This is a genomic window from Faecalicatena orotica (genome assembly GCF_003149245.1).
Taxonomy (GTDB): domain Bacteria; phylum Bacillota; class Clostridia; order Lachnospirales; family Lachnospiraceae; genus Faecalicatena_A; species Faecalicatena_A orotica.
On record NZ_QGDL01000011.1, the window covers coordinates 171,011 to 197,431 of the forward strand.

Sequence of the window (26,421 nt, forward strand, 5' to 3'; positions counted from 1 at the left end):
CTTTAACAATTCCCTACAAATACATGTTTCAAATACTTCCGTGCCGTATCCGCCAGCTCATATACCCTTTCGACATCAGTCGCCGGGCGGTCTTTCATATGGTACTGCGGGAAAAAACGTGTCACGTGGAGGGGGATTTCTGCATTCAGGGAGGCGATCCACCCGGCTTCTGCTTCCATTTCACGGGTGCTGTCATTCTCCCCCGGGACGATCAGCGTCGTGAGTTCCACATGGCAGGTTTGTGCGGACCGTTCGATAAAGTTCTTTACCGTCTCAAGATCACCGCCCAGTTTCCGGTAATATTCCTGTGAAAAACCCTTCAGGTCGATGTTCATGGCATCGATATATGGAAGAATCTCTTCCAACACCGGAAGGCTCGCAGAACCATTGGTTACCAGAACATTTACCATCCCCGCCTCCTTTACCAGTCTGGACGTGTCCCGCACATATTCATAGCCGACCAGTGGTTCATTGTATGTGTAGGCAATTCCTATATTGCCGATTGATCTGTATTCCGCCGCCTTATCTGCCAGATCCTGTGGAGAGAGGTACAAAGTCTCTGAATCTATTTCCCCAGCCATTGATATCTCATGGTTCTGGCAAAACGGACACCGCAGATTACATCCGTAGCTTCCGGCCGACAAAATCATCGTCCCGGGACGGAACATACGGAGGGGCTTCTTCTCAATCGGGTCAAGGGCAAGTGATGTCACCTGCCCATAGTTTGAACAAACGATACTTCCACCTTCGTTCTTTCTTGCCTTGCAGATACCGCTTTTGCCTTCTTCAAGCTGGCAGTGGTGCATACATACCTGACAGATTACTTTCATCGTCCATTCATCCCCCTTTTCAAATCAGTAATGCCGTACAACCTCAAAACGTTCCAGCTTCACCCCGTCATTTTCTCCGATCCCCGCTTTCCTTTTTGCAATCGCAATCTGCTCCTCAACCGTATCCACACCGTCCAGATTCGGAAGCAGGAGCCCTCTTTTATACCCTCTGGTCACAACAACGCCATAGCGCTTTACGTCCAGTTCCTCTGCAGAACTGATCTTTTCTGTATCTCCGAGGACATCCACGCTGATTGACAGTTTATCCAGCTCCTCCCGTCCTATCGCAGGAAACCTCGGATCCCGCGAACATGCACTGACTGCATTCTCAATGATCTCCTGCACAAGGGAAGGCTGCGCCGCCTGAATTGTTCCGATACAGCCCCTCAGCCGACCCTCCTCCTTGATCGAAACAAATACTCCCGCCCTCTTTCTGTACATTTCCTCCGGCAGCCCTTCCGGAACCGGAATCATTTCCCCTGTACGCACATACGCCTCAATCGTCCTGCGCGCAAGCTGCACATAAGCATCCTCTTTCTTCTGTCCGGCAAGCACACGCTCCCGCTCCTTCTTTTCATACTGATCCTTATAATTCCGTTCCTGATTTCTTCCGCAGACTGCATAACCGCAGACACCATATCCTACACCAAACGGGCCCTCATAAGACAGCCTCTCTGCAACCACTTCGGCCGCATCCAGCGCTCCGGCCATAATAGTAAACGACCGGTGTCCGCACTCTCCCGCCTTCTCACAAAAATCTTCCGAAAATTCCAGCAGTTCCCCGAATTCTCCGCGCCCCATTACCTCCATGATCCGCGCATCATATTCCGGTCCCTCTTTCCTGTATCCGTAAGGTCCTTCCTCCTTCAGATGGTGTGATAAATCACCGCTTGCTATCAGTACGACGTTTCTCCCCAGTGTCTCCGTTGTTTCTTTGATACACTGTCCAAGTTCATAGTGCTTTGTGAGAGGAAGGCCTGATAAACCGATCCGGACAAGTTTATATTCTTTCCAGAACTGATTTACAAAGTAAAGCGGTACCATCGTTCCGTGATCCAGACGTTTGTCCCGCTCCCCCAGCGTCCCCGCATTCAGGTCATGTGCATCGGCCAGTCCACAGAGATGTTCCACAAACGCTTCGTCATACCGGACTTCCATTTTAACATGCCCTGCGCCAAACTGTCCGAAATCTCCCTTCGCACCTTTTCCCGGGGAAATGTGGAAATAATCGGCATACATAACCTGATGCGGTGTTGTCAAAACGATCGTCTCCGGCTGGAGCTGCCCGATCCGTTCCGCAATCTTCCGGTAAGCATCAATTGTCCTTTTAATCTTCTGCTCTTCCCCCCGCCCGATATCCGGCACAATCAGCGGCGGATGCGGTACCATAAATGCTGCAGTAATCCCCATAACATGACCTCCTTTGTGAATAATGAATCGAGAGTATCTGTCCTTTACATTTCCTTCCACGCTTCTTCGATTTTTTCGGGATGCTTCACCAGAATCCAGCTGCCAAGTGCCATACACTCCGCCACATACAGCATCCCCTTCTGCCCGATGCCCATCCCGGCCTGAGCCGCAGCGGACCAGTGGTGGAGCGGCGTCCCCTTGCACATCGCCTGGGCGCTTAACATGACCGTCGGCACGGTATGGCTCACATCAGAAACATCGGTTCCGATAGACAGCAATACCGGTTCCTCCTCCAGAGGCTCCAGCCCCGAAAAATAGACACCGTCATTCTCAAGGCCTGCCGCCTGGCTTACCTTCTTTGCAAACTGAACTTCCTCCTTCGTGTACTCCGGTACCGGAACCTGCTCCATAACATGGAAAAATATTTCCGAAAGTGTCCGGTTCACCTTCATTTCTTTATTACTCGTCACAAGCTCGATTTCCACTCTCGTACCGGTCATCAGTGCCGCGCCCTTTGCACAGTCATCCACACGCATGGACGCATTTTCCGTCCGGGAACGTTTGCCGGAACGGATGAAATAATTTGTTGCAGCATAATCCGGGACAATGTTGGCTGGTCCGTCTGTATTTGTGTACGTGTAGTGCATCCGCACATCATCTGCCACATGTTCCCGCAGATAATTCACGCCCACATTCATAAGTTCAGCCGCGTCAAGCGCGCTGCGCCCCAGCTCGGGATGTTTTGACGCATGGGCCGCCGTCCCGTAAAACTTATAATTTTTTACATCCTGCGCCTGCCAGATATCGTAGCTCACCCGGTTCCTGTCAAAAGGATGCCATGTCACAGCCACGGAAAGGTCATCAAATACACCGGCCTCATTCATCTGAATCTTACCGATTACGATTTCCTCCGCCGGACATCCATACACCCGGACCGTTCCAGCAGTACCGCTGTTTTCCATCTGCTCTTTTAGTGCACAGGCGGCCCCGGCACATGCCGTACCAAGAAGATTGTGGCCACACCCGTGTCCCGGCCCGCCGGACGGCTCGTATTCAGCCACCGGTTCCTGTCCCAGTCCGGGGAGAGCATCGTATTCAGCCAGAAATCCGATCACCGGCTTCCCGCTGCCCCACTCCGCGATAAACGCAGTCTCGAATCCTGCAACATTCCACCTGATCTCAAACCCTCTTTCCTCAAGGAAATCCGCCAGACGTCTGGAAGAATAAACCTCCTCCCCGGAAAGCTCCGGATGCCGGAAAATATCATCCGCCGTCCGTATCATCTCCCCGCTGTTCCTTTGAAACCAATCACAAAACGCTGCCACGTCCCTGTCTGCACCCTGTCTATCTGCCATTTTTACCATTCCTCCCTCTAACATGGGGTGTACTAATCAATAATGCTGTACTGGAGATATTCGTACAACAGCCTACTGCCCTCCCTAATCTCCATAGGCAAAAGCACCCTCGCCACCAGCTTCGGCTCCGCTTTCGGGTCTGTCTCATCCGTCCTTCGCAGCAAAGCATAATCGCCGTCAATTCTTTCTACTATATAAGTACATGTCAGCATCCCTTTTCTCCTCCTAAAGTTTCTGTTTTTTTCTGCTCTCGAAATAAATGAATCTGTCAATGGAGTCGAGTATATCTTTAAAATCCTCCCTCGGCGCCAGTTCGATGTATCTCGTCAGCAGTTCCTGTTCCTGCGCCTTATATCTTCCATAAAATATATCATACAGGTTATGCCCGCGCAGATAGACCCGGATCTCTTCCATATGCATCTTCACGTCCCCGGCCGTCTCAAGATCCTTCCCCAGAACCTCACGCAGATGCCTGCCGCTTCTGATCTTGTAAAGATATTCTTTCCATTTCTGAATAAAAATCTCATAAAATTCCTCTTCCGACCCAATCACCCCGAGCTGTACCATAATCTTCGGGTTCAGAAAATAGTTTTCGAAAGAATAGTAGTGAAGGATCAGGACATTCTGGGGCATGACCCGCGGAAGCTTATCAATATCTTCCTTGTTCCGCTCCTCATAATACCTGCAGAGCTGGTGCTTCAACTTTTCCGGGTCATCACCGTCCCCGTCGCGGATCATCAGAAACTGGTCCCTTAAATATATCTGGTTCATGTATTTCAGATTCGCGTAAGTCTTGATATTCGTACAGCTGTTTGTAGTGATAATCGCGATTCGGAACAGGTTGCCCTCCTCGTCAAATGTTTCCGAGTAATATTTCCTGATCAGCAGCGGGAGCCTGCTCTTATCCTGTTTGCCTTCGACTATAAAGACAAAGTTCACGTTCATCAGATCATTTGCCGTATATCCCAGATCATCCAGAATTGCACTGATGTCGGTCTTTTCGCGAACCGTTGAAAATCCCTCTTCATCCAGCACGGTCTGCCGGATCTGCCTGCTGCTGAAATTGGCGAGGAGATTCGGTGAATGTGTCGAAAATATAACCTGGTTTTTCCTCGACAAGCGGTAAAGGATCTCCCCGGACACTTTCTGAAGCCTCGGATGGAGGAATATCTCAGGGTCCTCCACCATGATAATACTTGGCACCCGGTCCTCCCCCTCAGCATAGGTTTCCAGAAGGGACAGCATATAGACACTGCGCATGCCCTTTCCCATCTGGCCGATCGGGCGAGTGGCGCTTTTCTCCCGGTTCCTGATCTCCGCAGTAACAAGGAGCATCCGTTCTACATCCCGGTTCATGGAATAAATGATCTCTTCCTGCCCGCCGTTCTTCTTAAAATTCTCGTTCACCCGCTTCGCAAAATCACCCAGATTCAGCTGGTAAAGCTTATAGTCCAAAAGCTTCGCCGTCTCAAATGCATCCAGCTCTTCGGGTTTTTTCTGGTTAATCAGCCCGATACAGGCAAAGCAGTGGTTGCATGTCTTTGACTGGTCAAATATACAGCAGTCACGCCTCATTTTTTTCAGAAGCTCATCCTCCTGAAGCATCAGCAGATCCTCCTGGAGCTGGTCTAAGTCCCTCTGCGTATCCATATAGTAAATCTGTGGAAACACTTCTTTAATATAGGGGTTATTTTTCTGAACCCCGTCATGATACCGGATGCGCCCGTCTTTATTTGCAGAAAATTCAAAGGACAGCACCCCCTTGTCGTCAAAGGAGGGCAGTTTCCTCCTAAAATCCTTCTGCCATGCCTCCAGCCGCCTGTACTGGCTCACAATCCCGCGCTCATGCAGGCGCAGTAAATCCTGCTCCTCGAACTGCAGCGTCACAAACACCTCAATATTCGGAAAATTTTCCTGAAAATCCTCCGGCCGGATACAGTAGGATCCCCCGACTGCACGTATAGCGTCCAGAACCGCCGTTTTTCCTGTATTATTCTGACCCACGAGAATCAGGGCATTATCAATGTCATCCAGATACATGTTCTGAATTGATTTAAAATTCCGGATTCTTAAACTGGTTATCCGCATAAAGCGCTCCTTCTTTCTCTGCGTGAAAAGCCTCCCGCAATGAAATCCCTTTTTACCATTATACGATTTTTCACAGATTACATCCACCCAAATTTCAAATACAGCAGCCCGGACATGGCAAAACCGGCGTGACCTGTGCCACGCCGGTTCCCCTTAAGCCATTTCCATACACCGGACAAGCTCCTCTTACCTGAATTCCTCGATAATCTCCCGCTTCAGATCTTCAATATCTTCTTTCAGGATATCCAGAGACAGTTCCAGATTACGCTCTGACATCGCCTCAATTAGTTTCTTGTGCCGCTGTGCCTTCGTATCATGACGCCGGTTCCATGACACGGAAAAGTACTGGATCGCTCCGCGGTAGGAAAACTTCAGGGCCCTCTCTACCTCTGTGGTGATCTGTGTATTTCCGCAGAAACTGCATAGGAGCAGATGGAAGCTGATGTTGCTTTTCCAGTGCTTCATCATGTTTTTCCCTTCATGGATCTCATTCGCCTCAGAAATATTTTCTTTCAGCAGCCGGATATGGTGCTCGTCCAGAATCGTAAATGTCTTTCGCAGTGCCGCCAGCTCCAGAATCACACGCAGTTCCACGATATCGGATATCTCCTTCATCGAAATGGGACGTATCTGGTAGCCCATACGGGGACGGCTTTCTAAAACCTTTTCATTACAGAGTTCAATCAGTGCCTCCCTGACCGGAGATTTGCTGACTCCATACTTTTCGATCAATTCCCGCTCCGTGATAATTTCATTCTGCTGATAATAACCTTCTGTAATCTCATTCAAAACCTTCTCATATATCTGGTCTTTCAGTTTTATCGTTTCCGCCATAAGTTTCTCCCCGATCTATTATATTTGAGGTGGTAAATACAAATAGTATACCATATTTTGGAAGTCTCCTGCATCTGATTTCTTACTTCTATTCACAGGTTCCCCGTGCACAGCGGTGATTTCTGCTTTCTGTCCTTTGCAGCATGATTTCGATAATCTTGCGGTCAGTCTGCCTCATTCCCTCTTTCCCCAGAATACCTACGTTCTTGATCGTTTCATCCGCATCACACGTTACAATGCCGTCACCGCCGACAAATTCTTTCTTATCCCTGAACATATCATATCCGAGCAGGCCTGCCTCGACTGATGCCGCGATCTTGGCCGCACAGGAGGGTTTTGCCCCATCACAGATCACGCCGGATACCGCAGCCAGTGAGTTAATCAGGGTGTGGGCGACTTCCTCAAAGCCCCCGCCCTCCAGATATGCAATCCCTGCCGCGCTGGCACACCCTGCATTGACGGCACCACAGTAGGCCGACAGCCTGCCAATGAACTGCCTCTGATATATGGTAAGCAGGTCCGAAAGTGCAACCGCGCGGATCATCTTCTCCTCATCGAATCCTTTTTCTGCCGCATATACGGCAATCGGAACAGAAGCAGTAATCCCCTGGTTCCCGCTGCCCGACACGATAATGACCGGAAGTGTACAGCCGCTCATCCGTGCATCCGACCCGGCCGCTGCATAGGCCCTCGCCTTATCTGCCGGTGTCTGTGCAGAATGGGACAATATGGTCCGACCCACAGAGCCTCCATATTCGTGTGCAATTCCTTCCCTGGCAATTGCCATGTTAAAATCTATCTGCCTGCGGATAAGGGGTCTGATTTCATCGATTGCTGCCTCGTCCGCAAATTCAACAATCTGCTCGATTGTAAGAGCAGTCTCCGTGTTTTCGAGCCCTGTTTCTTCCGTTTTTTGAAATACAGTCTTCCCGTCTTTTTCCACATATACGATATTCATATGCTCTCTGACAATACGGACAAGCGCCTGTTTCTCATTGTCTTTTACGGAAACCCTGATGTCAAAGACCTCATCATTTTCGCTCGCAGATACCCTGACAGGCACCTGTTCTAAATATTTTCTGATGAAAGGAATCTGTTCTTCAGTGACAGCCGAGATTACTTCCAGTTTCTTCTGCGGGTCCCCGGCCGCGATGCCGGCCGCAGCAGCAGCTTCTATTCCCTTCATTCCGCCCGTATTCGGTATCGTAACACTTTTTACGTTCTTAATAATATTGCTGCTGACCTTAACGTCAACTTCTTTAGGCATTGCCCCCAGTACTTCTCTTGCGTACGCCGCTGCATAGGCAATGGCGATCGGCTCTGTACACCCGAGGGCCGGGACCAGTTCTTTTTCCAACAGCCTGATATATTGCTGATTATGTCTCTCCATATGATTCACCCTGCATGTTTTCCAACAGCTCCGTTACCAAGTCAATCTCCTCTTCCGTGTTCCAGTAATGGACCGACAGCCGCGCCGTCCCTTCTATACCAAAGAGCTCTGTAACACCGGGGCAGAAAAAGTGGTGGCCCATCATTCCGACTCCGTTTTGATTCAAATAAGCCGCGATCTCCCCGCACATTTTCCCTGCCATGACAAATCCCAGTGTTCCGCATCGGCATGACGCATCCTCCGGTCCGATGATCCGTACACCCTTTATTACCTTCAGTTTTTCGAACAGGTAACACGTCAGTTTACGGATTCTTGCTTCAACATCCTGCATTCCACCGATTTCACCTATATATTCAACAGCCTTCGAAAGTCCGAATATCCCCGGAAAGTTTTTCTCCCCGAACTCCAGCTTACGGATATCCCCGTGAAATGTAAACTCATTTCTTTGATAATCCCAGTTCCCGCTGTTCCACGCCGGCACATATCCTTTTAACTTCTCTGTCATTTCCTTTTTCACATACAGGATGCCTGTCCCGGACGGCCCCCTCAGATATTTCCTGCCGGAGGCAGTAAGAAAATCACATCCTATTTTCTTCACATCCAGAGAAACCGCGCCCATCGTCCCCGCTGCATCAACCAGATAGGGGATCCCATATTTTTGTGCCAGTTCACCGATCTTTTCGACCTCCTGAAGAACACCAAGGCTATTGGCTGCATGGGTCACACTGATTAATGCCGTATTTTCATCGATCAAATGCTCCAGTTCCTCCAGATCCAGATATCCCGGCAATACAGCCGGTATATAACGGATCTCCAGCCCATACAGTCCGGCCGCCTCTATCCAGGGGGCTGCATTACTGACGAAACTCATAGAATCCAGCAGGATATTCTGTCCCTTTTTAAAGCGCAGCCCCCTGGCTGCCATATCGATCCCCACAGTACCGTTAGGCACGAACATGATTTCCTCTGCGTCCGCATGAAGAAATTCTGCCATGTTCTGCACGGCACGCCCACATATACATGCGGTCATCTCTTCCGCCTGCCGGCTGGTCGCCCCATATTTCATGATCATCCTGTAATATTCCTGCGCGGCTTCTGTCACCGGAAGCGGCGGAACCGAAGTCGATGCGTGATTCATATAAATATTGCCGCAGGGGGTATCCTCTCTTATTTTCTTTATATCCATATTTCTCCCTCATATACAAATCTGCTCAATTAAGTTCATTCCTCTTTCGGAAATACGCGGTTTTCAGCCAAATGACAGGATACCAGATGGGCATTCTTCACATCATTCAGTTTCGGCCGTTCCGTTTTACAACGATCTGTTGCATACCTGCACCTTGTATGAAATGCACACCCTTTCGGTATATTTACCGGGTTCGGGACATCACCCGCCAGCATGATCCTGTTCTTTTCCTGCTCCGGATCAGGAAGCGGAATCGCAGAAAACAACGCCTGCGTATAAGGATGCAGAGGATTTTCATACAGCTCCTCACAGTCTGCCATCTCCACAACCTGTCCCAGATACATGACGATGACCCTGCTGCAGATATGCCTTACAACCGACAGGCCATGTGAAATAAAAAGGTAAGTCAGGCCAAATTCTTTCTGAATATCTTCAAGGAGGTTGATAATCTGCGACTGTGTGGAAACATCCAGAGCCGAAACCGCCTCGTCACACACAATCAGCTCTGGTTTCAGAATAAGTGCCCTGGCGATCCCGACCCTCTGCCGCTGGCCTCCCGAACATTCAAACGGGTATTTCCCGTAGAAATCCCTTACGAGCCCGACAACATCCAGCATTTCAAGAACTCTCTTCCTGATCTCTTCTTTACTGCCAAGGTTCTGTATCTTTAATGGCTCTCCGATGATCTCACCAATCCTCATCCTTGGGTTCAGAGATGTATAAGGGTCCTGATAGACGATCTGGGCATGTTTTCTGAACTGGCGCAGTTCCTTTCCTTTTAATTTCAGAATATCCTGTTCCTGAAACAGAATTTCCCCGGATGTAGGTTCAAACAAATGCAGGATCAGTTTCCCGAGAGTTGTCTTTCCGCAGCCGGACTCACCGACCACTCCTATCGTCTCTCCCCTGAAAATCTGAAAGCTGATGTCATCCACAGCCTTGACCACCCGTTTGTCCAGTGAAAATGCTCCGGATTTGGCAGAATAATATTTGGAAATATGGCGAATATCAAAAAGTGGTTCCATTCTCTCTAACTCCTCTCCCGGTGTCAGACGCGTCCGGTCAGTCTTTCGCATAAAGCCAGCACGCAGTCTTCTGCCCGTCTCCCATATCTTTCATTCCCGGTCTTTCTTCCCTGCATCTTGGAAGTGCATACTCACACCTGTCGCAGAATTTACATCCCTTCATCTTATACTGTTCTTCCGGCCCCGGCACGGTCCCCTCGATCATATACAGCCGTTCCTTCTTTGTATCCGGTCTGGGGATGGCCTTCAGAAGCCCTTTTGTGTATGGATGGAGTGGATTCCTGAAAAACTGTCTGACCGGAGCTTCCTCTACCACGTTTCCCGCATACATTACAATCACTCTGTCAGAAATGTCTGCAATCACCCCCATATCATGGGTAATAAACATAACCGCCATGTTTCTTTCCCGCTGGAGCTTCTTCAAAATGTCCAGTATCTGCGCCTGTATTGTCACATCCAGTGCCGTGGTCGGTTCATCCGCAATCAATAGCTTCGGATTGCATGCTATCGCCATCGCAATCATGACTCTCTGGCGCATTCCCCCGGAGAGTTGGTGCGGGTACTCCTTCACACGTTTTTCCGGCAATGGAATCCCGACCATTTCAAGAAGCTGTTCTGCCTTTGCCCATGCCTCTTTTTTCCCGATCTTTTCATGGTACCTGATAGATTCTACAATCTGATATCCGCAGGTAAGCAGCGGGTTGAGCGAAGATAGCGGCTCCTGAAATATCATAGTCAGATCTTTTCCTACAATTTTTGAGAACTCTTTTTTGCCCATAGAAAGAATATCTTTCCCGTCAAATAGAATCTCACCGCCGGTTACTCCTCCGGCCTGTTCAGGAATCAGACGCATGACAGACATGGATGTCACACTTTTTCCGCAGCCGGATTCCCCTACGATTCCCAGAACCTCGCCTTCATTTACATGGAAGGAAACTTCGTCCACAGCCTTTGTAGGATGGTCTTCCCCCCAGAACTCCGTGACCAGATTGTTCACCCGCAGTATTTCTTTAGACATATTCCTCACCTCTTTCCAAGAGTATTTCCGTTACTGTTTACAGGCATGACTGTGAACAGTAACGTATTTCCTACTCTGTCGTCAGAATATCATGTGTAAGCTCTGTCAGGCATTCAGCCTTATCTTCCCTCAGGAAAAGCACGTCTTCCAGCCGGATGCCGAATTTTCCCGGAAGATAGATTCCCGGTTCGTTTGAAAACACATTTCCACTGGAAAGCGGAACCTGATTTCCTTTTACGATATACGGCTCTTCATGGACATCCATTCCAATCCCATGCCCCAGCCGGTGCGTAAAAAATGCTCCATACCCGGCCTTTTCAATGACACTGCGCGCCGCTGCATCCAGCGCTTCTCCGGTCATGCCAGGCCTCGCCGCTTTAGCGGAAGCCTCATTGGCCGCCCTCACAATCTGGTAAATCTCTGCAAATTGTTTTGGTATGTCCCCGACCGCAGCTGTCCTCGTAATATCTGCGTAATATCCTTTGTAACAGCCTCCGAAATCTATAATAACAGTATCCCCTTTTTGGATAACTGTATTGTCTGCACCATGATGTGGCAGTGCACCATTTGCGCCCGCCGCCACCAGCGGCGTCCCGGGGCATTCTAGTCCCGCTTCCCTCATGAGGTCATTAAGCCTCAGGGCAGCCTCCAGTTCTGTTTTTCCGGAAAGCCCCTCTTTTAAAAGGGACAGCAGCGCCTGGCCGGAAAGTTTCTGTGCTGTTTTCAGACACTGGTACTCTTCTTCATCTTTTATGGAACGAAGGCGGGCCATAATGGTTCCGGCCGGTTCCCACTGCCAGTCCGGAAATGTTTCTCTCAGCCGGTAAAACATAACCGCCTGCATCTGATTGCCAAAGACTGCACGGCTGACCTTCTCTAAAGAGAGCACCTGTGCGGCTTTTTCGTACGGGTCTTCCTGTTCCTTCCAGGGCACCGGAACTACGGCGGCCTTCAGGTCCCTGTCCAGATTATCCAGCTCGAATTCCGGAAGAACAAAGAATGCCTTCTGCTGTGTCAGCGCCAGAAAGATAGGGCGTTCCAGTGATATTCCACGGAATCCGGTCAGATAGGAAAGATCGGTGGAAGGGGCCAGTACGATACAGTCCTTCCCACAGTTTTTCATGATACTTCTTGCTTCTTCGAATTTTTTAGTAATATCCATAACTGTTCTCCTAACGGATGTTTACAAATTTTTCAATTCCGGGTTCGTCGCTTCCTGCAGGGAATCCCCGAGAAGACTGAACCCCAGCACTGCAAGGAAAATGAAGATTCCCGGAATAATAACATAATACGGTGCGTTAAATATAAACCTGCTGCCCTGCGATATCATTGCCCCCCACTCCGGCGTAGGCATTTGTGCCCCCAGCCCTATGAAAGAAAACCCGGACGCCGCAATCAGCGCATTGCCGATCCCCATCGTAATCTGGGGGATTACCATCGACATCGTCTGCGGAATGATAATCGTAAAAATGATTCTTAAAGGATGCATCCCAATGGATTTCGCCGATTCCACATACAGCTTTTCCTTGATTACGATCACCATCCCCCGTACCATTCTGGCATAATTGGGCCACCAGGAAACGGCCAGCGCAAAAATCGTGGGCCCGATGCCGGCGCCTATTGCCGCCGCGATGATCATAGCCAGAAATACCTGCGGAAATGACAGGAACACGTCACAGATACGCATGACCAGATTGTCAAACCAGCCTCCCACATATCCGGCTATCCCTCCAATGATGATTCCTGCCAGTGCGGCCAGCAGAACAACCGCCAGTGCGGTTCCCATCGAATACCACGCCCCGTATGCAAGCCTTGAGAAGATATCCCGCCCCATTTCATCCGTCCCGAAAATATGTGCACTTCCCGGTTTCACGAGTTTTGCCCCCATATCCACAGTCAGCGGGTCAAATTTCGTTACAAAAGGCCCTATGATCATAAACAGGAGGATTCCCAGCGATATCACAGTTCCCATTGCAGATGGAATATCTCTGAAAAAGTATTTTTTTATCGTTTTCATCATGATAACCTCACTCTCGGATCTATGAGTACATAGGAAATATCTACAATCAGGTTAATTAGTATGAAAATGACAGCCATTACCGTCGTAATTCCCGCTATGACAAGCAGGTCCATAGACATGATCGCCTCCAGTGCATAAGAACCGAGTCCCGGCCAGCTGAATATCTTCTCAATCAGGACTGTTCCTCCGATCATGCCTCCCGCCTGCATTCCCAGCATCGTCAGAATCGGGGAGATTGCATTTTTCATGGCATGGCGCCTGATTACAGTACGTTCCTGAATGCCCTTTGACCTGGCCGTCCGGATATAATCCTGACGCAGTTCCTGAAGCAGCTGTGTGCGCATCATTCTTGTAGTAATGCCGCAGTAGCCGATGACCAGACTCAATACCGGGAGGAACAAATGCTTCGCGGACAATGCAAACAGTGTCCAGTTCCCCTGGATCGCGCTGTCCAGAAGGTAAAATCCGGTCACGGTATCCGGGCCGGCCATTCCTGCCGGGAGCCTGTAGCCTGACGGGAACCACTGTGCTTTATAATATAGAAAGTACTGGAGCAGCAGGGCCAGCCAGTATGGCGGCACAGCCATACTGCCGACCGAAAGGAAACGGATGATATGGTCGATCACCCTGTTTCGTTTCAGTGCCGCAATACTTCCCATTAAGAGTGCGATGATAAAGAATATAATCAGGGATAAAACAGTAAGCTCCATTGTGGCTGCCAGTCTGGAAGATATTTCCTGTGTGACCGGCTGTTTACTTTTATAGGATTTACCCATATCAAAATGCAGAAGCCCTTTCATATAATCCAGATACTGGACGTATACGGGCCGGTCCAGTCCCAGCTCCACTCTCTTTTCTTCAACCTGTTCCTTTGAAGCGGACGGCCCGGCAGCCGCCCGCGCAGGATCAGCCGGAAGACAGTGTGTCGCTATGAACACAATTAACGTAATTCCGATTACGACGAATATTAAGGATAACGCCCTTTTCGCCAAAAATTTAGCCATAACCTGCCCCCTTAACCTTCCGGATGAGTATGTATTATTCTCCGATACTGATCTGGTAGAACCGGATGGAATAATAGTAATCCAGCGGATGAATCTTAAAGCCCTGATATTTATTGTTAATAGCCTCTACTGAATCCGGGGATGTGATATAAAGTGCCGCGCAGTCATCCACGAGGATATTCTGGGCCGTATTCAGATATTCCTGTTTTTCTTTTTCATCTACGGTTGCTGTTGCCTTATCAATTGCCTCATCAAATTTCGGATTTTCATAAAAGCTCCAGTTGTACGGCTGGCCGCTGTACATACTGTGGAAATTCTGTTTCAGGAAGAAGACAGAATCCCCTGTAAAAGCACCCATGTTAAGCGCTGATAGTTCCGGTGCAGTATCCGGTGAAGAGTTTTCTTCTACCATAGAAAGCCACGGCATTACTTTTACTTCCAGAGTAATTCCGATTTCCGCCAGATTAGCCTGAAGAATCTGGGCCATCTGGACCTGGTCGTCACTTCCTTCACACAGATGTACCGAAATATTACACTCACCCACGCCTGACTGCTCCATCAGTTCTTTCGCCTTCTCCAGATTCTGGGACTGCTGTGGGATACTGTCATCATGTTCTGCAAATTTTGCCGGCATGAATCCGCTTGGAACCGTAGCCTTTCCATTATAAACATTATCTTTTACGCCCTCATAATCCATTGCAAGAGTCACGGCCTGCCTCACCAGAAGGTTATCAAAAGGAGCTTTTTTCGTATTAAATGTAAAGATATTCGTCTGCAGTGATTCTTCTGTCAGCACGTCGATATTTTCATTCGCTTCCAGAATGTCAAGATTTTCCGTGATGGGAATCTGGAGTTTGTCTACTTCACCGGAGTTCAGCATCTGAATCTGGGTCGCATTGTCTTTTACGATCAATGTCTGGATCGTGTCGATCTGGTTATCTTTCCAGCCGCCCCAGTAATCCTCGAATTTTTCCATCGTATAATACTGGTCTTCCTCATAACCGGAAATCTGGTATGCGCCCGTACCGCAGGAATGGCGTGCACAATATGCCTGTGCCCAGTCGCCGTCAGATTCGTTCTCTTTGCACCAGGTCGGGGAAATGATCCCGATTTTTGCTACGTTGTACAAAAATCCTGAGTTATCGCTTTTTAATTTGATAGTAACTGTCATATCATCAGTCGCTTCTACACTCTCTATCTCCTGTACCAGAGTCGATATGGAGCTTACAAATGCCATCGCACGATTGTAGGAATATACGACTGCTTCTGCATTTAAATCTGTTCCGTCAGCAAATTTCACACCTTCACGCAACTTGAATATGTATGTCTTCGCATCCGGCACCTCGTAACTCTCTGCCAGCCACGGTTCCAGTTCTGTCGTCCCGCGCACTTCCTCGACGAGGGGTTCGTAACAGGTTCTGGATGCATTCATATCACCGGCCCCTACCAGATTCGTCGGGTCAAAATTGGATGGCATGACACCTAATGCTGCGGTAAATGTTTTGTCTTCATCACTGACCGCATTCGTGGAATCTTTTTTGTCTTCCTTTTTATCCTCAGACTTACCGCATGCTCCAAGGCTCATGAGCATAGTCAGTATTACAACAAATGCAGCCGCCTTCTTCAAATTCTTTTTCATAAACTTACCTCCTGTACAATCTCTGAACATGTTCCAGTGTCAGGTATCCATTCTCAATATCTGACTCAATTGCTTTCTGGCTTCTCTCTCCCGGATCTCCGTATCCACCTCCTCCGCCTGTACTTATTTTTATGATGTCCCCCTTCTTCACAGGGAGCATGTTTGTCTTAAGATAATGTTTTTCTTCGGGTGTTCCCGGATTCACGACCACATCGGGTGCCTGCGCCGCATGCCCGCCAAGGAGGCCCCACGCCGTAGTTTTGGAGCGTTCCACCCAAAGCATCAGGTTACATTCCTCTTCGGTTTCCACACGGTAAGTACGTTCCAGGCCAAGACCGCCCCGGTATTTCCCGGCGCCTTCCGAATCAGGCCTCACCTTGTAAGACAGAATTCTCAGAGGGTATTTACTCTCAATAAATTCGATCCCCCAGTTCTTCAGGTCACCGTTCACCACATTGATCATTCCGTTCTGTCCGTCCCCGCCATCATATGCTCCCCAGCCTCCTGCCGTTGCCTCGCAGATTGCAAACTGTTTCTTACGGATGCTGTCATAGCCGCTGAACAGGATGACGTTGGAATCACCGTAATGTGCGGCCGCCGCCTGCTGCGGGATCACTGGTGCCAGCGCCTTGATGATCAGGTCGATCAAAAGCCCCAGTCCCGTAAAATACCAGCCGCACGGTGCGGGTTCCTCCGCCGCCAGAAAACTGCCCTTCTCAACGATCACTTTGAGGTTGCGGAAGGTTCCGCCTGATACCTGGCTTTCCGGATTAATGACTTCTTTATATCCTACACGGCAGGCTGCAATTGTCTGCGCCTCGCCGCAGTTGATCGGACCGATTCCCATCTTTGAACTTCCACTTAGGTCAATCGTCATCTCTTCCCCCTGAATCGTAACTTTTACCTTAAGTGGACGTTCTTCCTGTGTAATTCCGTCATTGTCAAGACACCCTTCTGCAAAATACTCCCCATCCGGTATGGCCGCCACGGCCTGTCGGTCCAGCAGTTCGGACTGCCGGAATATCTCAAGTGCCGCCTCCTGCACTGTTTTTGTGCCGTAACGCCTATAGAGTTCCCCCATCCTTGTCTCTCCGGTATAGCAGGCTGAGATACAGGCGTTCAAATCTCCTCTCATCATGGCATGGTATCTGCTGTTGATCGTCAGAAGGTCCATGACATCCTCACATATCTTCCCTTCACTACACAGCCTGACCGGCGGGATTCTCAAGCCTTCCTGATAAACCTCTGTACTGTCCGAACACCCCATCGGGTTCTTTCCGCCCATATCCTGCATCGCCGCACGGACAGCCGAAAATCCTTCCAGCCTGCCTTCATAGAAGATCGGCGAAAACACGGTTATATCAGCGGCATGTGTCCCCTGCAGATACGGATCATTCATGACAAATACATCGCCTTTTCTGTAACCCCCGAGCCCAATTTTATCTGTCACGATCTGGATACAGATTTCCAGATTTCCAAGAAAGATTGGAAGCCCGGAAGACTGTCCCAGAAGCCTTGCCTCTCTGTCAAAGATCCCCACGCTGCAGTCTTTCATCTCATAGATGCCGGGTCCGAATGCACTCTTGATCAGACAGCTGTTCATTTCCCTTGCGGCTGAATTTACCGCATTGCGGATAATTTCTACGACAATCGGATTCACTCTATCTGCCATCTTCTGTACCTCCGTTTCCTCTTCTCATCACCATGCTGTCTGCCTCGTCAACCGTTAACTCCCACCCCGGCGGCACGATCGTAGTAGATGTCAGTTCTGTAACGATTGCCGGACCGGAGATTTTTCTTCCTGTCACAAGACATTCTCTTGCATATATATCAATGTCATACTTTTTGCTGCTGAAATATCCCTGCAGTGTCCCGACCGGTTCTGCCGGGCTGTCACTTAAGCGCCTCTTTACCGCTGCCTTATTTACCGGCACGAGTACGGTCATCCTGTAATTCACCAGTTCCACTATATTGTCCGGAGAGTGGTGGCCGTAAAGTCTTTCATAAATGTCACTGTAGGCCTGTTCGATCTCTTCCCTGTCAAATACCGTTTCATCCGGGATATCTACGGAAATGGTATACTCCTGACCAAAATAGCGCATATCGAGCGCACAGATATAGTTTCTCTCCTCATTCTGCAGCCCTTCTTTCAGAAGCACCTCATCCAGTTCCTTCTTCAGTTCTGCAAAGTTCTGGTGGAAGTCCTCTTCTGTAAGCGAAGACAGCAGGCATACCTTCGTGTGCCCCGTATCATGCCGTATGTCCGCGTGCAGCATGCCCCATGCGGAAAATACACCCGGGTTCGCCGGGACGATGACTTCTTTTATATCCAGCATCTCTGCAATCAGTGCCGCATGCATCGGGCCTGCACCGCCGAATGCGAGGATCGAGAAGTTCCTTGGGTCGATCCCCCTCTTTACCGTAAGTTCCCGGATGGCATCCGCCATCTTATGATTCGCAATCTCACATACCCCTTCAGCCGCAGCCTCCGCATCCAGTCCAAACTGCCTGCCGTACGCTTCAAAAGCAGCCATTGTCTTTTCTGCATCAATCTGCATCCTGCCGCCTAAAAAATGCTCCGGAGACATATGTCCCAGCACAAGATTCGCATCTGTAAGTGTCGGCTTCTCTCCGCCCCGGCCATAGCACACCGGCCCCGGGGCCGCCCCGGCACTCTGCGGGCCGACACGCATTCCGCCTGCCTCATTCCATGCAATGCTCCCGCCGCCTGCACCGATACTGAACACATTTACAGTCGGCGCCAGTACCGGAAATCCCTCGATTTCTGCTTCTACCGTGGTTTCCATCCGGTTATTCACTACAATACTCACATCAAAGCTTGTGCCGCCAATATCAAAACCGATGATATTTTCCCGGTCAATCACACTCGCCCCGATAGCGCCTCCTACAGGTCCGGACATCAGGGTGTATACCGCCGTGGACGATGCCATCTCTGCACGGATCACACCGCCGCTCGACTGCATCATATAGAGAGTTCCACCGAAACCTCTTTTCAGAAGCTCCTCTGATAGTGCAAAGACATGTCTCCTTGTACTCGGCGCAACGTAGGCGTTGAGTACAGAAGTACTGACTCTCTCGTATTCCCTTGACTCTTTAGCGATCTCATGGGACGCCGTAATAATGGTTCCTTCGTCCAGCTCTTCCTCCAGAATCCTGCATACCTCTTTCTCATTTTTCGTATTTGCATAGCTGTTGATCAGGCATACCGCCACGGAGTCATATTTTCCTTTTAGTGCCACTATGACTTCACGCATCATCTCTTTTGTAACTTTCTTTTCAATCGTCCCCTCAAAAGAAACCCGCTCGTCTATCTCATAGATATCTTTCCTCGGTATCAGGGGCTCCGGCTTATGATACCGGATATTATAGATCTCCGGCCGGTTCGCCCTTGCTATCTCATATACATCCCTGAACCCCTTCGTTGTCACGAGGGCGCAATGGGCGCCCCTTCTCTCGATTACAGAATTCAAACCTGATGTCGTACCATGTACGATACTGGTTATCTGGCCGTACTTATCTCCGGCCAGTTCATCAAAGCCCTTTAGTATCCCTTTTTCCAGAGCGTCCGGAGTCGTCAGCACCTTTGTTGTCTCATAGACGCCTGTGTCATCATTCAGCAAAACAATATCTGTAAAGGTTCCGCCCACATCCGCTGCTAATCTGTATGACATACACGTTCCTCCTATTCTCTGGCCGCCTCTGCCGCCGCTTTTACCCTCCAGCACTCGATCTCTGTAGGAATGGTGCAGTCCGCGCCCAGAATAAAGCCCGTCTTTCCATTCTCCTGAATAATCTTTCTTACCTCCGTCCGGATCTCTTCCTCCGTACCTTCAACGAGTACACCGCTTCTGTTTGCAAGGCCTCCCATGATAGCCGGCTCCGGAAATAGCTCCTTTGCCTGTGCGATCGTAAACGGCGCCTCATAGATCCCCCAGTTCACAACATCCGCGTACCTGCCATAACCGGCATAGCGCTGCATATTCAGTCTGTCCTTGCAGATGTGGAGGAAACAAGTACCCCCGCTTTCCCTGATGGCTGACATGACCTGTTTGTCAAGAGGTGCGATGTAAGTCTCGAATTCCTCATCCGTATAGTAACGGTACTCTCCGCCCAGAGCCGCATAATAGACAGAATCCAGCCCGGCCTTTATGTATTCTTCGGCCAGCACACACATGATATCGGCAACCCGTTTATATACATCAAACACAGCGTCTTTATCCTGCCGCAGATGTTCCGGCATGACCAGACGTCCCGTATCGTATCCGTATGTCTTCTCGATGAGGTGCAGGCTGGAAGCCACGATCCCGTGGAGTGTCCCCATTGTATAGTGTCCCGGTTCACACTTGTCCAGTATCCGTTTCACAAGATCGAGCTGCCTCGTCATCCACGCATCATTTCTGGAAAAATCCGGAATCAGTTTCCAGTCCGCACCGCAGCGGATACCTTCACATGCAGGCAAAAGATTCTCATTCATGATTTTATAGATGTCTGTGCCTGTCTTCTCAAAAAACTCCAGATGTGCTTCCGCGCCCTTCTCCCCATATTCACATCCTGCCGGGAAATGGAGTGAGAAACTTGATGGAATCCCGTCAACCGGTTCTTTTTTTATTGCTGCTGTCACACGCTCTCTGCCATTCATCTCTGTTACTTCCTTTCTTGTTGATATCACTGTTATTTTCTTTAGTATTATCTCTGATATTATCAGAGGGAGTAAAAAAAATAGATGTACATCTGTAAGCTTAATTTGATATTATCATTGCAATTGCGTTTTGTCAATCCGATTTTTCAGATTCTTTCACTTTTACTTTACTTTTATTTCATAGTTGAATAAAACATGTATATAAAAAGCGGTTAACTTTCGTATATCAGCAAAGTTAACCGCATATTTCCAGTATATGAAATAAGACTTGCATAAAATAATTGATATGATACTCCTTTATTCCTTAACCAATTCAATTTTACTTACTTCAACAAACATACCAGGAGATGTTTCAAGGACACCACCACTATAAGTAATAGAAACTTTATCCCCTACTTTAAACTCAGACAAGTCTTCAAGGTTATCTGGTTTAACAGCCTCACACAAAAGACCGTCCGAGTCTAACCTAACGATTAAATAAGTATCTTGATTTTCAACTACCTGGCCAATCACTGTTTTGTCTATCGGCTTATCGTTCAAATAATCCTTGTACTTGTAAACAAAGGGCAATAGCAGGGGGATTAAAACCAGTACGATACCTATAGCATATTTAAGTTTCCTTTTCATAATAAGTCCCTTCTCGAATGAAGTTAAAAAACTTGTAATAATCCGAACATTCTTGATACTAAAACTATTATAGCATTTTTCAATTAATTTAACATCCAATCTTAAAGTTGAATTCTAATATCATGATTAGACAGTATAGCAGTCAGGGGTAAAGCCTTTCATATTAAATTTAAGTTTATTAACCAACATTTATTGAAATGAATTAGTTTGTATGTTAGCAGAAAGAAAATGTATTTGCTTATCAAATTGAACAATTCCACAACTGACTATGACATTATTGTGGTTTTGTGTGGCATTCAGCAACACGCGATGTGGTTTTTTGCTAGATTTGAACATTATTTCGTTGCTATTTCCCTGTAGTTGTTGTATAATTAAAATACTATGAACAGTAATCCCAATTCCGTTAGGAGAAGAGAAAATATGAAGAGATCAAAACGTATTGAAACACTGGACAGGCGCCCCGTGAATCTGGATGGTTATATCAACGAATGGCCGGAGATGGGGTTTGTCGCAATGAGCAGCCCATACGATCCGAAGCCGTCAATCAGGATAGAGAACGGAAAAGTGACAGAACTTGATGGCAAAGAAAGAAAGGATTTCGACTTCATCGACCAGTTTATCGCTGATTATGCAATCAATGTTGACCGGGCAGAAAGGTCCATGACCGTGCCTTCACTCGATATTGCAAGGATGATCGTGGATATCCATGTTTCCAGAAAAGAGATTCTGGAAGTCATAAGCGGGATCACTCCTGCCAAGATGGTCGAGGTCATGAACCATCTGAATGTCGTGGAGCTTATGATGGGGATGCAGAAGATACGCGCACGTAAGACTCCGGGGAATCAGGCCCATATTACGAACTTAAAAGACGATCCGGTACAGATTGCCGCCGATGCCGCCGAGGGAGCCTTAAGGGGATTTGCCGAGGAAGAGACGACGATGGGTGTTGCAAGGTACGCGCCGCTGAGTGCAATGGCGCTTTTGATTGGTTCCCAGGTCGGCCGTCCGGGCGTTCTCACACAATGTTCCGCAGAGGAAGCTACCGAGCTTGAACTCGGAATCCGCGGGCTGACTACATATGCAGAGACACTTTCCGTCTATGGCACGGAAAAGGTATTTATAGACGGGGATGACACCCCTTATTCCAAAGCTTTTCTAAATTCCGCCTATGCATCCAGAGGTCTGAAGGTCCGGTTCACATCCGGTTCCGGTTCCGAGGTGCTGATGGGGAACAGCGAAAAGAAGTCCATGCTTTATCTGGAATGCCGCTGCCTCTATGCAACAAAGGGCGCGGGAAGCCAGGGAATCCAGAACGGTTCCGTGAGCTGTATCGGTGTACCCGGAGCTGTGCCGGGAGGTATCCGTGAAGTCATGAGCGAGAACCTCGTTGCCGCACTGCTCGGTCTGGAATGTGCTTCCTCCAATGACCAGAGTTTTTCCAATTCTGACATGAGAAGGACTGCAAGGACAATGCTCCAGTTCCTGCCGGGAACCGATTTTATTTTTTCAGGTTATGCCGCAGAGCCGAACTACGACAACATGTTCGCAGGCTCCAATTTTGATGCGGAAGATTTTGATGACTACAATGTACTGCAGAGAGACATGCAGGTGGACGGCGGTCTGAAGCCGGTTACCGAGGAAGAAGTGATCCGCGTAAGGATGAAAGCCGGAAAGGCCATACAGGCAGTCTTCAGGCAGCTCGGCCTGTCTCCGGTATCTGATGAACAGGTAGAAGCGGTCGCTTATGCACATGGCAGTAAAGATACCCTTGAACGTGACGTGACGGCCGACTTAATGGCGGCCGAGGATGTCTTAAAACGTGGAATAACGGGAGTGGATGTGGTAAAGGCTCTGGCAGAATCCGGTTTTCAGGATATTGCAGAGAGTGTGTTAAGCATGCTGAAGCAGCGTGTTGCAGGTGACTACATGCAGACAGCCGCCATTCTGGACCGCGATTTCCATGTGCTTTCCGGAGTCAACACCCCGAATGACTACATGGGACCGGGAACGGGATACCGTGTTGAAGGTGAACGCTGGGAAGAGATCAAGAAGATCCCCCATATCATAAACCCACAGGATATATAGGAGGAAAGAGCATGCAGGTAAATGAAGATTTAGTAAAACAGATAACAAATGCTGTCCTCACAGAGATGAAGCACCGGAAAGACACGAACCCGGCCCCTGTGACGTCCGGCAGTCCGGCTGCAAGTACGGCAGTTACCCAGTCTCTGGCCGGACGCGACAGAATCAACCCGGTTAAGACTTCCTATGCTTCTTATCCAAGGGCAAAAAAGGGAACCGATCCGAAAGAAGTTGTCATCGGAGTCGGCGCTGCCTTTCAGAAGGAAATCCAGAAGACCATCTGCGGTATCCCGCTGGATGATGTCTTAAAGAATGTAAAGGCCGGCATTGAAGAAGAGGGCATGGTCCCGAGGGTGGTCAAGATTCTTGACACTTCGGATGTCTGCTTTATGGCCCTGGAAGCTGCTAAGACTTCCGGCTCCGGCATCGGCATTGGCATCCAGTCCAAGGGGACAACGGTCATCCACCAGAAGGACCTGTATCCGCTTTCCAATCTGGAACTGTTTCCGCAGGCGCCGCTTATGGATCTCGAAACTTACCGGAAGATCGGCAAGAACGCGGCAAAGTATGTGAAGGGCGAACAGGTTGTGCCTATACCATGTACCAATGACCCTATGTCCAGACCAAAATACCAGGTAAAAGCGGCCCTGATGCATATTGCTGAGACCGAGCAGCTTGACCCTGAGGTCGGAATTATCGAATGGGAGGAGAAATAGATGCAGTACCCCTTAGGTGAACACGAGAAAGAGAAGATCACATCCAAAACCGGAAAAAAACTGACTGATATCACTCTGGATGAAGTCATGAAGAACCACGTTTCCGCTGATGATATCAAGATTTCCAAAGAGATCCTGAAAGCACAGGGACAGGTTGCCCTCAAAGCGGACAACGGCCCGATGCAGAAGAATTTTGAGCGCGCCGCCGAGCTGGTGGACGTACCGGATGATATCATTTTAAAAATGTATGATAAACTGCGCCCGAACCGTTCTACCAAGCTGGAACTGGTTCTTATGGCACAGGAGCTGCTTGAAAAATATAATGCTAAAAACTGTGCAAGGCTCGTTATGGAAGCCGCAGAAGTTTATGAGAAAAGAGGTATTCTGCTTTGAGTTTAATTGCTGGAGTAGACATTGGGAATTCCACAACAGAAGTCTGTGTCGGGGAGGCAGCCGCTGACGGCACCATCCATTTCCTGACAAGTGCTTCACGCCCTACAACCGGGACCAAAGGTACGGTTGCGAATACTCATGCAATCAAAGCAGCCTTAAACCGGGCCATGAGCAGTATCGGACGTACAATCAGCGACATCTCGCTCATCCGTCTCAACGAAGCCGCACCCGTCATAGGTGACACTGCTATGGAGACACTGACCGAGACGATTATCACAGATTCGTCTATGATCGGCCATAATCCTTCGACTCCTGCCGGAGCCGGACAGGCAGTCGGGGAGATCCTGCTGATTGATAATCTGTCACGGGGAATTCCCGGGACGCCTTACATCGTAGCCGCCGATGATTCCTACTCCTACGAAGAGGTTGCCGCGATCCTCAACCAGTCTGCGGACACACTGGATATTGCCGGGGTCATCCTGAAGGCGGATGAGGCAGTGCTGGTGGAAAACCGGCTTCGGAAAAAGATACCGATCATCGATGAGGTTGCAAGGATTGACAAACTGCCTGACGGCGTTCTGGCTGCGATTGAAGTTGCCCTGCCCGGACAGACCGTGCGCATGCTTTCCAATCCATACGGAATTGCCACACTCCTGCATTTGAATGCGGAAGAGACACGGACTGTCACGCCGATTGCCAAAAGCCTGATCGGAAAACGCAGTGCAGTTGTTTTAAAGACACCGGGCGGAAATGTCCGGGAAAATGTCCTGCCCGCCGGGGAGATTTATCTCAATGCCGAGAACAGTGCATCGATCAATCTCGATGAAGGTGCCGCAGAAATCATGAAGGCAGTTGCAGATGCCGGGAAAATTCATGATATCAGCGGACAGCCGGATACGAATGTCGGCAATATGCTCACCCGCATCAAGCGTGGTATGGGGGAATTAGACCATACTCCGGATGCAGATATCCGGATCACTGATATCCTTGCCGTGGATACACTTGCGCCGGTCCTGATTTCCGGTGCACTCGCAGGGGAAACCTGTCTCGAGAAAGCGGTCGGGATTGCAGCGATGGTAAAGACGCAGCACCTTCCGATGCGGGAGATTGCGGATAAGCTGAAGATGGAACTCGGAACAGATGTCAGAATCGCCGGGGTAGAGGCCGTCATGGCAAGTCTCGGGGCACTCACTACTCCGGGAACGAAGCTGCCTCTGGCCATTCTGGATATGGGCGGCGGTTCTACAGATGCGGCAGTGATTTCGGAAGACGGCAGAGTGACCATGACGCATCAGGCCGGTGCCGGGGAACTGGTATCCATGCTGATTGAAACCGAACTTGGTCTGGGTGACCGCCATATTGCGGAGCAGATCAAGAAATATCCACTCGCAAAAGTAGAAAGCCTTTTCCATATGAGAATGGAAAACGGGCAGATGACATTCGTTGATGAGTCCATTGACCCCCGTTTCTACGGGCGGGTTATTTTACTCGCAGAAGACGGATATATCCGGATAGAAAAGGAGCTCCCGATGGAAAAGATCGTTCAGGTACGGCGGGATGCGAAAAGGAAGGTATTCGTCACCAATGCGTTCCGTGCACTTAAGAGCGTCGCCCCCGGACAGGATTTGAAGAACATTTCCAATGTGGTGCTTGTCGGAGGGTCTGCCGAGGATTTCGAAATACCGGAAATGCTGATGGAGGAATTTGCCGATTACCGGATCGTATGCGGGCGCGGCAATATCCGCGGAACAGAAGGACCACGCAATGCCGTGGCAACCGGACTTGTGCTTTCATATGCAGGAGAGAGACAATGATTATAAAAAGACCTTCTATTTTCATATATGTAAACCATCCGGACCCTTCTGTCCTGAAGGAACTCTGTGCAGGCATCGAAGAGGAAGGCGTGTTTTTTGATATCAAAGAAATGGATTATGATTCGCCTGACGAATTAGCCTGGAATGCGGCGAATGATTCGATGCTCGGCTCCGGAATCGGGATGTGCAGGACTCATGCCGCACTGCAGATGCGAGGGATTGAGAAGGGGCATAATATTGAAAGCTATCTGGCACCGGATAAGGAACAGAGCAGAAAGCTGGGGGCTAACAGTGCCCGGGCCATAAAAAAGCTTGCTTTTAAATAAAAAG

At 49.2% G+C, this 26,421-nt stretch carries 23 protein-coding genes; 5 read left to right on the top strand and 18 right to left on the bottom strand.

Annotated features, from left to right (window positions below):
• Positions 1-2: 2 nt before the first annotated feature.
• The 18 genes from amrS to A8806_RS18085 form a co-directional block, all read right to left on the bottom strand.
• Positions 3-830: an AmmeMemoRadiSam system radical SAM enzyme gene (gene amrS / locus A8806_RS18000; protein ID WP_109732542.1), complete on the bottom strand. Its 828-nt coding sequence runs from the start codon at positions 828-830 to the stop codon at positions 3-5.
• A 24-nt stretch (positions 831-854) separates the two neighbouring features.
• Entirely contained in the window at positions 855-2,240 is a 1,386-nt protein-coding gene (gene amrA / locus A8806_RS18005; RefSeq protein WP_109732543.1) for an AmmeMemoRadiSam system protein A, read from the bottom strand.
• A gap of 44 nt (positions 2,241-2,284) precedes the next feature.
• A complete protein-coding gene (locus A8806_RS18010; RefSeq protein WP_109732544.1) occupies positions 2,285-3,595 on the bottom strand; it encodes an amidohydrolase in 1,311 nt (436 codons plus the stop codon).
• Between the two features lie 32 nt (positions 3,596-3,627).
• A complete protein-coding gene (locus tag A8806_RS18015) occupies positions 3,628-3,807 on the bottom strand; it encodes a chorismate--pyruvate lyase (RefSeq protein ID WP_109732545.1) in 180 nt (59 codons plus the stop codon).
• 13 nt (positions 3,808-3,820) lie between these two features.
• A complete protein-coding gene (locus A8806_RS18020) occupies positions 3,821-5,683 on the bottom strand; it encodes an ATP-dependent nuclease (RefSeq protein WP_109732546.1) in 1,863 nt (620 codons plus the stop codon).
• A gap of 186 nt (positions 5,684-5,869) precedes the next feature.
• Positions 5,870-6,517 (bottom strand): GntR family transcriptional regulator, encoded by a 648-nt coding sequence (locus A8806_RS18025; RefSeq protein WP_109732547.1) that lies wholly within the window; start codon positions 6,515-6,517, stop codon positions 5,870-5,872.
• An 88-nt stretch (positions 6,518-6,605) separates the two neighbouring features.
• On the bottom strand, positions 6,606-7,907 hold the full coding sequence (locus A8806_RS18030; protein ID WP_109732548.1) for an L-cysteine desulfidase family protein: 1,302 nt from the start codon (positions 7,905-7,907) through the stop codon (positions 6,606-6,608).
• Positions 7,894-9,093: an aminotransferase class V-fold PLP-dependent enzyme gene (locus A8806_RS18035; protein ID WP_109732549.1), complete on the bottom strand. Its 1,200-nt coding sequence runs from the start codon at positions 9,091-9,093 to the stop codon at positions 7,894-7,896. Before A8806_RS18035 ends, A8806_RS18030 begins: the two co-directional genes overlap by 14 nt.
• Positions 9,094-9,128: 35 nt before the next feature.
• Positions 9,129-10,118: an ABC transporter ATP-binding protein gene (locus A8806_RS18040; protein ID WP_109732550.1), complete on the bottom strand. Its 990-nt coding sequence runs from the start codon at positions 10,116-10,118 to the stop codon at positions 9,129-9,131.
• 37 nt (positions 10,119-10,155) lie between these two features.
• Complete coding sequence (locus A8806_RS18045; RefSeq protein WP_109732551.1) at positions 10,156-11,136, bottom strand: ABC transporter ATP-binding protein; 981 nt, start codon at positions 11,134-11,136, stop codon at positions 10,156-10,158.
• 70 nt (positions 11,137-11,206) lie between these two features.
• Positions 11,207-12,298, bottom strand: coding sequence for a M24 family metallopeptidase (locus tag A8806_RS18050; protein ID WP_109732552.1), 1,092 nt, complete (start codon positions 12,296-12,298; stop codon positions 11,207-11,209).
• 21 nt (positions 12,299-12,319) lie between these two features.
• Positions 12,320-13,156: an ABC transporter permease gene (locus A8806_RS18055; protein ID WP_109732553.1), complete on the bottom strand. Its 837-nt coding sequence runs from the start codon at positions 13,154-13,156 to the stop codon at positions 12,320-12,322.
• Positions 13,153-14,160, bottom strand: a complete 1,008-nt coding sequence (locus A8806_RS18060; protein ID WP_109732554.1) for an ABC transporter permease — start codon at positions 14,158-14,160, stop codon at positions 13,153-13,155. Before A8806_RS18060 ends, A8806_RS18055 begins: the two co-directional genes overlap by 4 nt.
• 34 nt (positions 14,161-14,194) lie before the next feature.
• Entirely contained in the window at positions 14,195-15,799 is a 1,605-nt protein-coding gene (locus tag A8806_RS18065; protein ID WP_181368773.1) for an ABC transporter substrate-binding protein, read from the bottom strand.
• Positions 15,800-15,803: 4 nt separating this feature from the next.
• Entirely contained in the window at positions 15,804-17,471 is a 1,668-nt protein-coding gene (locus A8806_RS18070; RefSeq protein WP_109732556.1) for a hydantoinase B/oxoprolinase family protein, read from the bottom strand.
• Entirely contained in the window at positions 17,461-19,491 is a 2,031-nt protein-coding gene (locus A8806_RS18075) for a hydantoinase/oxoprolinase family protein (protein WP_109732557.1), read from the bottom strand. Before A8806_RS18075 ends, A8806_RS18070 begins: the two co-directional genes overlap by 11 nt.
• Before the next feature lie 11 nt (positions 19,492-19,502).
• Positions 19,503-20,459, bottom strand: coding sequence for a uroporphyrinogen decarboxylase family protein (locus A8806_RS18080; protein WP_109732558.1), 957 nt, complete (start codon positions 20,457-20,459; stop codon positions 19,503-19,505).
• A gap of 297 nt (positions 20,460-20,756) precedes the next feature.
• A complete protein-coding gene (locus A8806_RS18085; RefSeq protein ID WP_109732559.1) occupies positions 20,757-21,086 on the bottom strand; it encodes a hypothetical protein in 330 nt (109 codons plus the stop codon).
• A gap of 420 nt (positions 21,087-21,506) precedes the next feature.
• On the opposite strand from A8806_RS18085, the gene A8806_RS18090 reads away from it, so the two are divergent.
• Genes A8806_RS18090 through A8806_RS18110 form a run of 5 tightly spaced genes read left to right on the top strand, consistent with a single transcriptional unit; the run spans position 21,507 to position 26,417 of the window.
• The gene (locus A8806_RS18090; RefSeq protein WP_109732560.1) at positions 21,507-23,171 is read left to right on the top strand and encodes a propanediol/glycerol family dehydratase large subunit; all 1,665 of its coding nucleotides are present in this window, start codon (positions 21,507-21,509) and stop codon (positions 23,169-23,171) included.
• 11 nt (positions 23,172-23,182) lie between these two features.
• Positions 23,183-23,884 (top strand): propanediol/glycerol family dehydratase medium subunit, encoded by a 702-nt coding sequence (locus A8806_RS18095; protein WP_109732561.1) that lies wholly within the window; start codon positions 23,183-23,185, stop codon positions 23,882-23,884.
• The gene (locus tag A8806_RS18100) at positions 23,885-24,277 is read left to right on the top strand and encodes a diol dehydratase small subunit (RefSeq protein ID WP_109732562.1); all 393 of its coding nucleotides are present in this window, start codon (positions 23,885-23,887) and stop codon (positions 24,275-24,277) included. It begins immediately after the preceding gene.
• On the top strand, positions 24,274-26,091 hold the full coding sequence (locus A8806_RS18105; protein WP_109732563.1) for a diol dehydratase reactivase subunit alpha: 1,818 nt from the start codon (positions 24,274-24,276) through the stop codon (positions 26,089-26,091). The genes A8806_RS18100 and A8806_RS18105 overlap by 4 nt, the downstream gene beginning before the upstream one ends.
• Positions 26,088-26,417 (top strand): glycerol dehydratase reactivase beta/small subunit family protein, encoded by a 330-nt coding sequence (locus A8806_RS18110; protein ID WP_109732564.1) that lies wholly within the window; start codon positions 26,088-26,090, stop codon positions 26,415-26,417. Before A8806_RS18105 ends, A8806_RS18110 begins: the two co-directional genes overlap by 4 nt.
• Positions 26,418-26,421: the final 4 nt, after the last annotated feature.

What these genes read in the sequence shown, in the direction of transcription:
- A8806_RS18010 (WP_109732544.1), bottom strand. Translation starts at nt 3,595, where the DNA reads ATGGCAGATAGACAGGGTGCAGACAGGGACGTGGCAGCGTTTTGTGAT.
- A8806_RS18035 (WP_109732549.1), bottom strand. Translation starts at nt 9,093, where the DNA reads ATGGATATAAAGAAAATAAGAGAGGATACCCCCTGCGGCAATATTTAT.
- A8806_RS18020 (WP_109732546.1), bottom strand. Translation starts at nt 5,683, where the DNA reads ATGCGGATAACCAGTTTAAGAATCCGGAATTTTAAATCAATTCAGAAC.
- A8806_RS18015 (WP_109732545.1), bottom strand. Translation starts at nt 3,807, where the DNA reads ATGCTGACATGTACTTATATAGTAGAAAGAATTGACGGCGATTATGCT.
- A8806_RS18070 (WP_109732556.1), bottom strand. Translation starts at nt 17,471, where the DNA reads ATGGCAGATAGAGTGAATCCGATTGTCGTAGAAATTATCCGCAATGCG.
- A8806_RS18075 (WP_109732557.1), bottom strand. Translation starts at nt 19,491, where the DNA reads ATGTCATACAGATTAGCAGCGGATGTGGGCGGAACCTTTACAGATATT.
- A8806_RS18030 (WP_109732548.1), bottom strand. Translation starts at nt 7,907, where the DNA reads ATGGAGAGACATAATCAGCAATATATCAGGCTGTTGGAAAAAGAACTG.
- A8806_RS18100 (WP_109732562.1), top strand. Translation starts at nt 23,885, where the DNA reads ATGCAGTACCCCTTAGGTGAACACGAGAAAGAGAAGATCACATCCAAA.
- A8806_RS18025 (WP_109732547.1), bottom strand. Translation starts at nt 6,517, where the DNA reads ATGGCGGAAACGATAAAACTGAAAGACCAGATATATGAGAAGGTTTTG.
- A8806_RS18110 (WP_109732564.1), top strand. Translation starts at nt 26,088, where the DNA reads ATGATTATAAAAAGACCTTCTATTTTCATATATGTAAACCATCCGGAC.
- A8806_RS18065 (WP_181368773.1), bottom strand. Translation starts at nt 15,799, where the DNA reads ATGAAAAAGAATTTGAAGAAGGCGGCTGCATTTGTTGTAATACTGACT.
- A8806_RS18045 (WP_109732551.1), bottom strand. Translation starts at nt 11,136, where the DNA reads ATGTCTAAAGAAATACTGCGGGTGAACAATCTGGTCACGGAGTTCTGG.
- amrS (WP_109732542.1), bottom strand. Translation starts at nt 830, where the DNA reads ATGAAAGTAATCTGTCAGGTATGTATGCACCACTGCCAGCTTGAAGAA.
- A8806_RS18095 (WP_109732561.1), top strand. Translation starts at nt 23,183, where the DNA reads ATGCAGGTAAATGAAGATTTAGTAAAACAGATAACAAATGCTGTCCTC.
- A8806_RS18040 (WP_109732550.1), bottom strand. Translation starts at nt 10,118, where the DNA reads ATGGAACCACTTTTTGATATTCGCCATATTTCCAAATATTATTCTGCC.
- A8806_RS18050 (WP_109732552.1), bottom strand. Translation starts at nt 12,298, where the DNA reads ATGGATATTACTAAAAAATTCGAAGAAGCAAGAAGTATCATGAAAAAC.
- A8806_RS18090 (WP_109732560.1), top strand. Translation starts at nt 21,507, where the DNA reads ATGAAGAGATCAAAACGTATTGAAACACTGGACAGGCGCCCCGTGAAT.
- A8806_RS18055 (WP_109732553.1), bottom strand. Translation starts at nt 13,156, where the DNA reads ATGATGAAAACGATAAAAAAATACTTTTTCAGAGATATTCCATCTGCA.
- A8806_RS18060 (WP_109732554.1), bottom strand. Translation starts at nt 14,160, where the DNA reads ATGGCTAAATTTTTGGCGAAAAGGGCGTTATCCTTAATATTCGTCGTA.
- A8806_RS18085 (WP_109732559.1), bottom strand. Translation starts at nt 21,086, where the DNA reads ATGAAAAGGAAACTTAAATATGCTATAGGTATCGTACTGGTTTTAATC.
- amrA (WP_109732543.1), bottom strand. Translation starts at nt 2,240, where the DNA reads ATGGGGATTACTGCAGCATTTATGGTACCGCATCCGCCGCTGATTGTG.
- A8806_RS18080 (WP_109732558.1), bottom strand. Translation starts at nt 20,459, where the DNA reads ATGAATGGCAGAGAGCGTGTGACAGCAGCAATAAAAAAAGAACCGGTT.